Annotated in this window: 12 protein-coding genes; all 12 read left to right on the top strand. The window is 63.4% G+C overall.

Annotation, left to right across the window (positions count from 1 at the left end; translation table 11 throughout):
* Positions 1–12 precede the first annotated feature (12 nt).
* On the top strand, positions 13–930 hold the full coding sequence (gene urtB, locus SM130_RS15040; RefSeq protein WP_038661826.1) for an urea ABC transporter permease subunit UrtB: 918 nt from the start codon (positions 13–15) through the stop codon (positions 928–930).
* A 148-nt stretch (positions 931–1,078) separates the two neighbouring features.
* A complete protein-coding gene (urtC, locus tag SM130_RS15035; RefSeq protein ID WP_102825233.1) occupies positions 1,079–2,275 on the top strand; it encodes an urea ABC transporter permease subunit UrtC in 1,197 nt (398 codons plus the stop codon).
* Complete coding sequence (urtD, locus tag SM130_RS15030) at positions 2,272–3,024, top strand: urea ABC transporter ATP-binding protein UrtD (RefSeq protein WP_102825234.1); 753 nt, start codon at positions 2,272–2,274, stop codon at positions 3,022–3,024. The genes urtC and urtD overlap by 4 nt, the downstream gene beginning before the upstream one ends.
* Positions 3,025–3,167: 143 nt before the next feature.
* Positions 3,168–3,857, top strand: a complete 690-nt coding sequence (urtE, locus tag SM130_RS15025) for an urea ABC transporter ATP-binding subunit UrtE (protein ID WP_102825235.1) — start codon at positions 3,168–3,170, stop codon at positions 3,855–3,857.
* A gap of 294 nt (positions 3,858–4,151) precedes the next feature.
* Positions 4,152–5,381 (top strand): formamidase, encoded by a 1,230-nt coding sequence (gene fmdA / locus SM130_RS15020; protein WP_102825237.1) that lies wholly within the window; start codon positions 4,152–4,154, stop codon positions 5,379–5,381.
* Between the two features lie 78 nt (positions 5,382–5,459).
* Entirely contained in the window at positions 5,460–5,807 is a 348-nt protein-coding gene (locus SM130_RS15015; protein ID WP_102825238.1) for an FmdB family zinc ribbon protein, read from the top strand.
* Positions 5,808–5,909: 102 nt separating this feature from the next.
* Positions 5,910–6,950, top strand: coding sequence for an aliphatic amidase (locus SM130_RS15010; RefSeq protein WP_102825239.1), 1,041 nt, complete (start codon positions 5,910–5,912; stop codon positions 6,948–6,950).
* Between the two features lie 264 nt (positions 6,951–7,214).
* Positions 7,215–8,252: an AAA family ATPase gene (locus SM130_RS15005; RefSeq protein WP_102825240.1), complete on the top strand. Its 1,038-nt coding sequence runs from the start codon at positions 7,215–7,217 to the stop codon at positions 8,250–8,252.
* A gap of 70 nt (positions 8,253–8,322) precedes the next feature.
* The gene (locus SM130_RS15000) at positions 8,323–9,198 is read left to right on the top strand and encodes a YihY/virulence factor BrkB family protein (RefSeq protein WP_102825241.1); all 876 of its coding nucleotides are present in this window, start codon (positions 8,323–8,325) and stop codon (positions 9,196–9,198) included.
* 154 nt (positions 9,199–9,352) lie between these two features.
* Complete coding sequence (locus SM130_RS14995) at positions 9,353–10,468, top strand: glycosyltransferase family 4 protein (RefSeq protein ID WP_102825242.1); 1,116 nt, start codon at positions 9,353–9,355, stop codon at positions 10,466–10,468.
* Positions 10,461–11,222 carry a DUF2334 domain-containing protein gene (locus SM130_RS14990; RefSeq protein ID WP_102825243.1) on the top strand — a complete coding sequence of 254 codons (762 nt, stop codon included), beginning with the start codon at positions 10,461–10,463 and terminating at the stop codon, positions 11,220–11,222. The genes SM130_RS14995 and SM130_RS14990 overlap by 8 nt, the downstream gene beginning before the upstream one ends.
* Positions 11,219–12,211, top strand: coding sequence for a lysylphosphatidylglycerol synthase transmembrane domain-containing protein (locus SM130_RS14985; protein WP_102825244.1), 993 nt, complete (start codon positions 11,219–11,221; stop codon positions 12,209–12,211). Before SM130_RS14990 ends, SM130_RS14985 begins: the two co-directional genes overlap by 4 nt.
* Positions 12,212–12,276 lie beyond the last annotated feature (65 nt).

Genomic DNA, 12,276 nt, shown 5'->3' with positions numbered 1-12,276 from the left:
GGAGACATCATCATGGAATGGCTATCGGAGTTTGGTGCCATCGCGGCCATGCAGGGTTTCAACGGCTTGTCGGTGTTCTGCGTGCTGCTGCTGATGGCTCTGGGTCTGGCGATCATCTTTGGTCAGATGGGCGTGATCAACATGGCCCATGGCGAGTTCCTCACCGTGGGTGCGTACACCACCTATCTGGTCTCGGTGCTGACGCTCAAGTATGTGCCTGAGCTGCAGCCCTACTATTTCTTCGTCGCCATCGCGCTGTCATTCGTGATCGCCGGTGCGCTTGGCTGGCTGGCCGAATGGGCGCTGATCAGCAAGCTCTATCACCGCCCGCTGGACACGTTGCTGGCGACCTGGGGCCTGTCACTGGTGATGCAGCAGGCGTTTCGTTCGATCTTCGGTGCGCGCGAGGTCAGCGCCACGCTGCCGGACTGGCTGATGGGTTCCTGGATGCCCACTGACACCATCGACATTCCGCTCAACGGGCTGTTCGTGATGGCGCTGACACTGCTGCTCACCACGGCGATCTTCGTCCTCATGTACCGCTCGCGCTGGGGCCTGCAGGTGCGCGCCACGGTGCAGAACCGGGTGATGGCGCGTTCGGTGGGGATCAACACCAAGAAGGTCGACCGCATGACCTTCGCCCTGGGCTGCGGCGTGGCTGGGGTCGCCGGCGCGGCGTTCACCACCATCGGTTCGACGGGCCCGACCTCCGGTTCGCTGTACATCGTCGACACCTTTCTGGTGGTGGTCTTCGGCGGCGCGGCCAGCCTGTTCGGCACCATCGCCTCGGCGTTCTCCATCGCCCAGACGCAGTCGATCGCCGAGTTCTTCATCAGTGGCTCGATGGCCAAGGTGCTGACCCTTTCGGCGGTAATCCTGATCCTCATGCTGCGTCCGCAGGGGCTGTTCACGGCCAAGGTGCGCAAATGAAAAAGACCATTTGCACCTGCTGCGCGCGCCGCCTGGGTCGCGCTGTGCTCATTTCCCAAGCGTACCGGGTTGCTCATTGCGCTTCGGACGACTTGCAGCCGGGGTTGCCCGCTACGGTTCGAAGCAGCTTTTTCAGGTGGGGCGAACGATGAATAAGACACTCGATACATTCTTCGGCGGAAAGCAGGGCGGCATCGGTCTGCTGATCCTCGCGGCGCTGCTCCTGCTGGCATTTCCGCTGCTGCTCGACAGCTTCCGCCTGAACATGGTGGGCAAGTACCTGACTTACGCGTTCGTCGCCGTGGGGCTGGTGCTTTGCTGGGGCTACGGCGGCATTCTCAGCCTGGGGCAGGGGATCTTCTTCGGCCTCGGCGGCTACTGCATGGCGATGTTTCTCAAGCTAGAGGCCTCTGACCCGGAAAGCACCAGGATCCAGTCCACGCCCGGCATTCCGGACTTCATGGACTGGAACCAGATCACCGAGCTGCCGTTGTTCTGGCAACCCTTCCAGAGCTTCGGCTTCACCCTGCTTGCCGTGGTCGCGGTGCCGGCGATCCTCGCGCTGATCATCGGTGTGGCGATGTTCAAGCGCCGGGTGGGCGACGTGTACTTCTCCATCGTCACCCAGGCCATCGCGGCGATCCTAACCATCCTGATCATCGGCCAGCAGGGCCTGACCGGCGGGGTGAACGGCATCACCGACCTGAAGACGCTGCTCGGCTGGGACATTCGCACTGACGAGGCGAAGACCATTCTCTACTTCGTCAACGCGGCGCTGCTGATCGGCTGCATCCTGATCGGTCGCTTCATTCTCGCCTCGAAGCTCGGGCGCCTGCTGATGGCCATGCGTGACAAGGAAGAGCGGGTGCGCTTCTCCGGTTACGACGTGGCCAGCTTCAAGATCTTCGTGTTCTGCGTGGCGGCGAGCTTCTCGGCCATCGGCGGCGCGATGTTTACCCTGCAGGTGGGCTTCATGTCGCCGAGCTTCGTTGGCATCGTGCCGTCGATCGAGATGGTCATCTTCGCCGCCGTGGGTGGGCGCATGTCGCTGCTCGGCGCGGTGTACGGCGCGCTGCTGGTCAACTACGGCAAGACGGTGTTCTCCGAGAGCTTCCCGGAGCTCTGGCTGTATTTCATGGGTGGCCTGTTCATCGCGGTGGTCATGTATTTCCCCAACGGTCTGGCAGGCCTCTGGCAGAGCCATGCCCGCCCCTGGTTGGCGCGTGTGCGGCTGCCGGATCGGCGCCAGCCATCGATGAAGTCCAAGCCGTCGGCGGAGCAGCCGGGGGTGGGCGGTACGACGATCGATGCGGTTCCCGCCAAAGAACTGGAGAGCACGCCATGAGTGGATTTCAGATGCCCAAACCGGTGCTGGCCATCGAGGGCCTGACCGTTTCCTTCGATGGTTTCAAGGCTGTCGATGACCTGAACCTCTATCTGGACCGCAACGAGGTACGCGTAGTGATCGGCCCCAACGGCGCCGGCAAGACCACGGTGCTCGATCTGATCTGCGGGAAGACCCGCGCCACCGGCGGCTCGATCCAGTTCGACGGGCGCGAGCTGACGAAGATGAAGGAGTTCGACATCGTTCGCGCCGGGGTAGGGCGCAAGTTCCAGAACCCGTCGATCTACGAAAACCTCAGCGTGTTCGAGAACCTGGAAATGTCCTATCCGGCCGGGCGCAAGGTGTTCGGCGCGCTGTTCTTCAAGCGCAGCGCCGAGGTCGTCGCCCGGGTGGAGGAAATCGCGGCGGAAATCGGCCTCACCGGGCAGCTGTACAGCGAGGCAGGACTGCTCTCCCACGGCCAGAAACAATGGCTGGAGATCGGCATGCTGCTGATGCAAGACCCGGAGTTGCTGATGCTCGACGAGCCGGTGGCCGGCATGAGCGTCAGCGAGCGGGCACAGACCGCCGAGCTGCTCAAGCGCATCAGCCAGGGCCGCTCGGTGCTGGTGATCGAGCACGACATGGAGTTCGTCAAGAGCATCGCCCACAAGGTCACCGTACTGCATCAGGGCAAGGTGCTGGCCGAGGGCAGCATGGAAGCGGTGCAGAGCAATCCCAAGGTCATCGAGGTTTATCTGGGGCATTGAGGCGGTGCGGGCCCTGGCACGCGTGGATAACGCTTCGCGGTTATCCACCCTAAGCCGACGGCTGGTCCGCGCACCGTAGGGTGGACATCGCCGCAGGCATGTCCACGCGTGTCGCACCCAACAGGTACACAAAGGAGTTCAGCATGTTCCAGATCAGCAGCCTCGCCTCGGGCTACGGCCAGAGTCAGATCCTTCACGACCTCAATCTCAAGGTCGAAAAACAGGAAATCGTCGCGGTCATGGGCCGCAACGGCATGGGCAAGACCACACTGTTCAAGACGCTGATGGGCATCGTCCCGCAGACCGCAGGCAGCGTGCAGGTGGACGGGCAGGAAGTCGCCGGGCTGGAGACCCATCAGCGGGTCGCCAGCGGTGTGGCCTACGTGCCCCAGGGGCGGATGATCTTCCCCAGCATGACGGTGCTGGAGAACATCCAGACCGGTCTGCCTGCAGCCGCTGGCGGCAAGGTGCCGGATGATCTCTACGCGCTGTTCCCGGTGCTGCACGACATGCGCAAACGCAAGGGTGGCAACCTGTCCGGCGGCCAGCAACAGCAGCTGGCCATCGCCCGGGCACTGGCGACCAATCCCAAGGTGCTGCTGCTGGACGAGCCGACCGAGGGCATCCAGCCGTCGATCATCAAGGACATCGCGCGCACGCTGAAGGAGATCCGCTCGCTTCGCGATCTCACCATCGTGGTTTCCGAGCAGGTGCTGTCGTTCACCATGGAAATCGCCGACCGCTTCCTGGTCATCGAGAAGGGCCGCTTCGTGCTGGAGGAAAGCGCGGCCAATGCCAACGAGGCGACCATCAGCCGTTACCTGTCGGTGTAGCGTGCTGTTCCGTGGCAGCGCCCTTGGTCGCGAACCACGCAGACTGGTTCGCGGCGTAGGCCCTTTCACGGAGCGATGCAGCAGCGTCACCCTTCACCTTTTCCTGATCGTCAGGCCGGTGTGCATCTCCCTGCACGCCGGCCTTCTCCTGCCTGCCCAGCAGCGCTGCAAGCCGCGCATTTGCTGGCTCCGGGCATACGTCATCCAACGTATTTCGGAAAAGCCGGCGACGGAAAAGACTAGCTCCGTGTTCAGCGCAACGCTGATGTCCTTCCAACGCAAAGGAGTTTCGTCATGACCGATACCCTGATCAAGGTCGACTTGAATCAGCCTGCCACCGAGAACGAGCAGATCCACAACCGCTGGCATCCGGACATTCCGATGGCCTGCTGGGTCAAGCCGGGCGACGACTTCATTCTCGAGACCTACGACTGGACCGCTGGCGCGATCAAGAACGACGACGATGCATCCGACGTGCGCGACGTCGACCTGACCACCGTGCACTATCTGTCCGGCCCGGTCGGGGTCGAGGGCGCTGAGCCGGGCGACCTGCTGGTGGTGGACCTGCTCGATATCGGCGCCAAGCAGGAGTCGCTGTGGGGCTTCAATGGCTTCTTCTCGCAGCAGAACGGCGGCGGCTTCCTGACCGACCACTTCCCCCATGCCCAGAAATCCATCTGGGATTTCCAGGGCATGTTCACCAGTTCGCGGCACATTCCGGGCGTGCGTTTTGCCGGGCTGATCCACCCGGGGCTGATCGGCTGCCTGCCAGATCACAAGATGCTCGCCACCTGGAATGAGCGCGAGCAGGGCCTGATCGACACCAATCCTAACCGCGTCCCGCCGCTGGCCAATCCGACGTTCGCCGCCACCGCGCACATGGGCAAGCTCACCGGAGAGGCGCGTAACAAGGCCGCGGCCCAGGGCGCGCGTACCGTGCCGCCTCGCGAGCATGGCGGCAACTGCGACATCAAGGACCTTTCGCGCGGCTCGAAGATATTCTTCCCAGTCTATGTCGACGGCGCCGGGCTCTCGGTCGGCGACCTGCACTTCAGCCAGGGTGATGGCGAGATCACCTTCTGCGGCGCCATCGAGATGGCCGGCTGGGTGCACATGAAGGTCGAGCTGATCAAAGGCGGCATGGCCAAGTACGGCATCAAGAACCCGATCTTCAAGCCCAGCCCCATCGTGCCGGCCTACAAGGACTACCTGATCTTCGAAGGCATCTCGGTGGACGAGAGCGGCAAGCAGCACTACCTGGACGTCAACATCGCCTACAAGCAGGCCTGTCTGAACGCCATCAACTACCTGACCAAATTCGGCTACTCGCCTGCGCAGGGATACTCGCTGCTAGGTTCGGCGCCGGTGCAGGGACATATCAGCGGCGTGGTGGACATACCCAACGCCTGCGCCACGCTCTGGCTGCCGACCGAGATATTCGAGTTCGACATTCACCCGAACGCGTCCGGGCCGACCCGGTTCCTCGACGGCAGCATCGACCTGCCGATCGCCTACGACAAATGAGTTCGTTCATCCGGGCGGGGCAGGTGCTCTGGACGGCGGCCTGGCCCGCCCGGATGGAGGGACACGGAGGATGACGCGATGCCGATCTATGAATTCGACTGCGACGCCTGCGGTGATTTCACTGCGCTGCGTCCGATGAGTGTGCGTAGCGAACCCTGTGATTGCCCGGCTTGCGGTACACCCAGCCCTCGAGTGATTCGCACCGCCCCCGGCTTGGCAGCCATGGCTGGCAGCACCCGCGCGGCGCACGAGACCAATGAGCGAGCCAGCCATGCGCCCAAGACAGTCGCCGAGTACGCCGCCAGCAAGCGTCACCCGGCCGGCTGCAGCTGCTGCGGCCCCAGCAAGACGGTAGTGCCAACCAAGGACAATCCGCATGCGCTCAAGGCCAGCCCATCGAATCGCCCGTGGATGATCAGTCACTGAGGCGTCACTTAACCCCGTGGAGGGCCTTGCCTGCAGCGCCTGAGCAATGCGGCAGACGCCACTCCCACGATCGCTCTGACTCCAAAGAAAGGGGAGGCACCCATGCGTCACGGTGATATTTCTAGCAGTCCCGATACCGTCGGCGTTGCCGTCGTGAACTACAAGATGCCGCGCCTGCACACCCGGGCGGAGGTGCTCGACAACGCGCGCAAGATCGCCGAGATGATCAAGGGTATGAAGCTCGGCCTGCCGGGCATGGACCTGGTGGTGTTCCCCGAGTACAGCACCATGGGGATCATGTACGACCCCGGCGAGATGATGGACACCGCCACCACCATTCCCGGCGAGGAAACCGCGATCTTCTCGGCTGCCTGTCGCGAGGCACGGACCTGGGGCATCTTCTCGCTCACTGGCGAGCGCAACGAAGACCCGGGCAAGGCGCCTTACAACACCCTGGTGCTGATCGACGATCAAGGCGAGATCGTCCAGAAGTACCGCAAGTGCATCCCCTGGTGCCCGATCGAGGGCTGGTATCCGGGTGACCGCACCTACGTCAGCGATGGTCCCAAGGGCATGAAGATCAGCCTGATCATCTGCGACGACGGCAACTATCCCGAGATCTGGCGCGACTGTGCGATGAAGGGCGCCGAACTGATCGTGCGCTGCCAGGGCTACATGTACCCGGCCAAGGAGCAGCAGGTGCTGATGTCCAAGACCATGGCTTGGGCCAACAACTGCTACGTGGCGGTGGCCAATGCCGCAGGTTTCGACGGCGTCTACAGCTACTTCGGCCATTCCGCGATCATCGGCTTCGACGGGCGCACCCTGGGCGAGTGTGGTGAGGAGGAAATGGGAATCCAGTACGCCCAGCTGTCCATCTCGCAGATCCGCGACGCCCGGGCCAACGACCAGTCGCAGAACCACCTGTTCAAGCTACTGCACCGCGGCTACACCGGCGTCTACAACTCCGGTGACGGCGACAAGGGCGTGGCCGACTGTCCGTTCGAGTTCTACCGCACCTGGGTGCTGGATGCGCAGAAGGCGCAGGGAAATGTCGAGGCCATGACCCGCGCCACTATCGGCGTCGCCGACTGCCCGGTGTACGAACTGCCGCACGCGGGGCGAGAGCGAACGCTGGGTTGAAGGGTTGCCCCCGCCTTGGGGCAAGTGCTCCAGGGCGGTGCTTGCCATCGGGGCCATGCGTCCTTCGCCCTCACCTCTCCTTGGAGAGGTGAGGTGAGGGTGGCAGGCCTGTGTCGACTTTGGGCGATTACCCGCCTCGTTGCGATCTAGGCTTTGCCTTTCCGAGAGCAGGTAGCGGCGGAGGCGCAGCGTTAGTCCCCATTCACGCAGCCTCTCTCCCAGGGTTGAGAGGACGTACGTTCAATTCTCTGCACCGGGGCGCTCATGCCATTCGTGAATGAACTGATCGATGACAACCGTAGCCAGATCGTGCAAGCCAGTGCTCGGGCAGGCCACGGGCCGATGCCGGCGTCGCGCTTCCTGTTCGACGTCGAGACCGTCATGGCGCTGCTGCGCAGTCGTATCGTTGGCCAGGATGCGGTACTGGGCGAGATCGAGGCCATGCTTCGCGTGGTCAAGGCGGGGATCGGCGATCCCGAACGACCGCTGACCGTCAATCTCTTCCTCGGCCCGACCGGGGTCGGCAAGACGGAGCTCGTCCGCTTGCTAGCCCAAGCCATCCACGGCAAGCCGGACGCCTTCTGTCGCATCGACATGAATACCCTGGCCCAGGAGCACTACGCCGCCGCGCTCACAGGGGCTCCCCCCGGTTACGTAGGCAGCAAGGAAGGCACGACGTTGTTCGATGCCGAGGCCATTGCCGGTAGTTTCAGTCGGCCCGGTATCGTGCTGTTCGACGAACTGGAGAAGGCCAGCCGGGAAGTCGTACGCAGCCTGCTAAACGTGCTGGATAGTGGAAGACTGACGCTCGCTGCCGGCAGCCGAACCCTGGATTTCCGCAACGCGTTGGTGTTCATGACCAGCAATATCGGTGCACTGCAGGCTGCCCGGTGGGAGCGCTGGCCGATACCGCACATGGGCCGTGCCGCGTTGCGAAGCCGCAGCTTCGGCCAGGCGCTGCATCGGCATTTCGATCCGGAGTTCCTCAATCGCCTCGACCGCACGCTGCAGTTCGAGAGCATCCGGGGCGACCGGTTGCTGGCGGTGCTCGATGTCGAGCTGGGCAAGCTGGCACAGCGCCTGGCCCGACAGGGCGTACAGCTGCAAGTCGATGACGCCGTAAAACGCGCCATCTGGCGCGCGCACGACTCGCGTTTCGGTGCGCGCGACCTCAGTCGGAGGGTGCGCACGCGCCTCGAGCCAGCGTTGGCGGAAGCCCTGCTGCGCGATCCCGCCGGGAGGGGATGGCGGGCGGTGCTGCACGAAGGTTCGATCCGGGTAGAGCCGCTCGCGAGCGACTAGCAGCGAACTCTCCAGCAGAGCGGTCGTCCCATTTTCTAGACCGCACATTTCACTGATTGGGGGAACACCAATGGCCATGCTGGACACCCGCGGCATCGGCGCCTTCACCTTGCTCAAGCGCACGCTCAAAGAGTTCGGTGACGACGACATGTCGACCTACGCTGCAGCACTGGCTTATCGCGGCCTGTTCGCGATGTTTCCGTTTCTTTTGTTCCTTATCGCGTTGCTCGGCTTCCTCGACCTGCAGAACTTCTTCGACTGGCTGCGCATGCAGGCGGAGCTGGCGCTGCCGCCGATAGCGATGGAGCAGATCAACCCGGTCATCGAGCAACTGCAGGAGCAGCAGGCTGGATTGTTGTCGTTCGGTATTCTTGTGGCGCTGGGAACTGCGTCCATCGGTTTCCGCTCGTTGATGATCGCCATGAACAAGGCCTACGACGTGGAGGAAGGGCGCCCCGGCTGGAAACTGATCTTGCTATCGCTGGCCTATACCGTCGGCATCGCTGTGCTGCTGCTGTTCACGGCCGGACTGATGATCATCGGGCCGCAGGCCATGGAATGGCTGGCGGGGCAGGTGGGCTTGCGAGAGATGGTCGTCGTGCTTTGGACCTGGCTGCGCTGGCCGGTGATTGTGCTGATGCTGATGCTGGTGGTGGCGCTGCTGTATTACGTGACGCCCGATGTGGAGCAGGACTTCCGTTTCATCACACCGGGTTCGGTGATGGCCGTGCTCGTCTGGATTCTCGCCTCGATGGCCTTCGGCATCTACGTGCAGAACTTTGCCGATTACAACGCGACCTACGGCAGCATCGGCGCAATCATCGTGTTGCTGCTGTATCTGTACATATCCGCCGCGGTGCTGCTGTTCGGTGCTGAACTCAACGCTGTGATCGAACACGCTTCGGTGGAGGGCAAGGACCCCGGTGAAAAAGTGCCGGACGCCTGAGGCGCCGTCCGGCGGCCTGCAGCGAACGCCCCTTCTACGTAACGGTCATCTATTTCATTACAGAATTATTCCGCAGGGATGCGGAGCAGGTCGTTTAACCATCGGCCTGTCCGGCGACGCCGGGTTCTGCAACGGGACCGAACGGAGAAGTACCTTGCATATCGCGGATATGACCATGTTCTACGCGCCCGCCAGTGGAGGCGTGCGCACTTATCTCGAGGCCAAGCACCGCAGGCTACAGCTGTATTCCGGAGTGCGGCACAGCATCCTGGTGCCGGGCGGTGACTACAGCCACAACGATGGCCTCTACGAGGTGCCGGCGCCGATCCTGCCGTTCGGCAAGGGCTATCGTTTTCCGATTCGCCGCGCGCCCTGGCGCAATCTGTTGCGTTCGTTGCGTCCTGATCTCATTGAGGTCGGCGATCCCTACATGACGGCCTGGGCGGCACTGGATGCGGGTCGCCGGCTGAACGTGCCGGTCATCGGCTTCTATCATTCCGATCTTCCGCTGCTGGTCAGCAACCGTATTGGCAGCTGGCTGGGCACCAATCTGAACGGCTACGTATCGCGCCTGTACGGCAGCTTCGACCGTGTGCTGGCACCGAGCGAGGTGATGGCCGACAAGCTGATTCACCTCGGTGTGAAGAATGTCTTCGTGCAGCCGCTGGGCGTCGATCTGGACACGTTCTGCCCACAGCGCCGCGACCCGAATCTGCGCCGCGAGCTGGGGCTGGCGGATGACACGCGGCTGATGATCTTCGCCGGGCGTGGTTCGCGGGAGAAGAACCTGCACATCCTGTTGGAGACTGCGCGTCAGCTCGGCAAGCCCTACCACCTGCTGCTGGTGGGTTCGAGCATGCCGCAGCGGGTGCCTGACAACGTCACGGTGATCGACCGCTTTTGCCCGGCTGTCGAGGTCGCGCGTTTCGTCGCCAGCAGCGATGTACTGCTGCACGCCGGTAATCAGGAGACGTTCGGCTTGGTTGCGCTCGAAGCCATGGCCTGCGGGATCCCGGTAGTGGCGGCGCGTGCCGGTGCATTGCCGGAACTGGTGCCGTTCTATAGCGGCCGCCTGTGCCGGCCGCTGGATGCCAAGGCCATGGCCTATACCGTGCGCGAGTTGTTCGAGGACGATCCGCGACTTCTCGGCCAGCAGGCTCGTCAGCATGTCGAGGCGCACCACGCCTGGGATGCCGTCGTGGCCGGGTTGCTCGCCCATTACCACGCGGTGCTCGGCACCGCGGACCTGCCGGTCGCCGTACATGGCTGACACCGCGCTGACGCTGGTGCTGCACGACGTCGCCGCGGAAACCTGGCCCGACTACCGACCCTTCATCGAGGCCGTCGATGCCATTGGCGGCGTACCGATCACCTGGCTGGTGGTTCCGGACTTTCATCGGCGCAACCCGCTGGACCAGCAACCAGATTTCCGCCGGTTACTGGACGAGCGAGTGCTGCGCGGTGACGAACTGGTGCTGCACGGCTGCTACCACGCCGACCTCGAGCCTGCGCCGAAAACGCCGAAGGACTGGTTCATGCGCCGGGTGTACACCCATGAAGGCGAGTTCTATGGCCTCGACGAGCAGGCGGCGGGTGAACGGCTGGCGCGTGGCCTGGACCTGTTCAGTCGTCAGCACTGGCCGTTACACGGCTTCGTCGCACCGGCCTGGTTGATGAGCGAGGGCACCCGGCGCGTTTTGGCTGGCAGCGGGCTGAGCTATACCAGCGATCCCGGTCGTCTCTACCTGCTGCCCGACTTTTCGCCAATCGTCGCCCCGGGCCTGGTCTGGAGTTCCCGCAGCGCCTGGCGCCGCGGTGTGTCCTGGTTGGTCAGCGAACGGCAGCTACGTCAGAGCCGGCAAGCGCCACTGCTGCGCCTGGGGCTGCATCCGGTGGATATGCGCCATGAGTTCTCCCGGCGCTATTGGCTCGAGGTGCTTGAGCGTCTGCTGCAGGACGGCAGGCGGCCGCTGACCAAGATCGACTGGCTGCGGCAGTACCGGTTATCGAGCGCAGCGGCATGAATCGGCGCTGGTGGATATTGGCTGGTGCTTTGCTCTGCGCGGCAATGGTGCCGCTGTTGCTCGGTGGGACGGGGCTGTTCGAGCGTCTGCGCAGCTTTCCAGGCAGCCTGCTGGCGGTCATGCTGGGCATGGTGATCCTGGGCTGGAACCTCAATGCGTTGCGATTACGCCTGCTGCTGGGGCGACGTCAACTCGGCCAGCGCCGCGCCTTCGGCATCGTGGTGGCAACCGAATTCGCAATCTGCGCAACGCCAGGGGGCGCCGGCGGTCCTTTGACGCTGATGGCTCTGCTGATGCGCCAGGGCGTCGCGCCAGAGAAGGGCACTGCAACCTATGCCGTCGAGCAGTTGACCGACCTGCTGTTCTTCGCCTGTGCGCTCGTCGGCGTACTGTTTTACGCGCTGACCCATGCGCTCAACGCGCACATCGCCAATCTTCTAGGCTTCAGCGTGGCGCTGCTGATCGGCGTAATGGTGCTGCTGGCGTTACTCGGACGCTTTCACCGGCAAGTGTTCCTGCTCAACGGCTGGTTGGTGACCCGTTTGGGTATGAAGCAGGCGCGCAAGCGGCGCTGGGCGCGCAAAGTACTGAGTTTTCGCAATGCGCTGATCGACTGCTTTCGCTTGCCTCGGCGTATCTTGCTCGCCGTGTTCGGACTGACCACGCTGCATTGGCTGCTGCGCTTCAGCGTGCTCTATCTGACGCTGCAGGGACTAGGCAGCGAGCTGGCCTGGGCCTGGACGTTCCTTGTGCAACTGCTGGCATTGACTGCCGGCCAGCTCAGTTTGCTGCCGGGAGGGGCGGGTAGTGCCGAGTTGGCGTCGGCGGCATTGCTGACGCCGATGGTAGGCAAGTCGACTACTGCGGCTGCGATTCTGATCTGGCGCTTCGTGACCTATTACTTCTATCTCATCGCCGGTGCGCCGGTGTTCCTGCATCTGGCCGGCCGGCCGCTGTTGCATCGGCTGATGCCGTCGCGCCGGGCTTGAGCCGTTCTGGCCCGATGGCCGGGGCGAAACTATCGCTTCGTTTGGCGGGTCCACCCTATGTCACT

The organism is Stutzerimonas stutzeri, from assembly GCF_038561965.1.
Taxonomy (GTDB): domain Bacteria; phylum Pseudomonadota; class Gammaproteobacteria; order Pseudomonadales; family Pseudomonadaceae; genus Stutzerimonas; species Stutzerimonas stutzeri_AA.
Note: the sequence above shows the minus strand (reverse complement) of the source record. Positions and strands in the feature narration are given on the sequence as shown.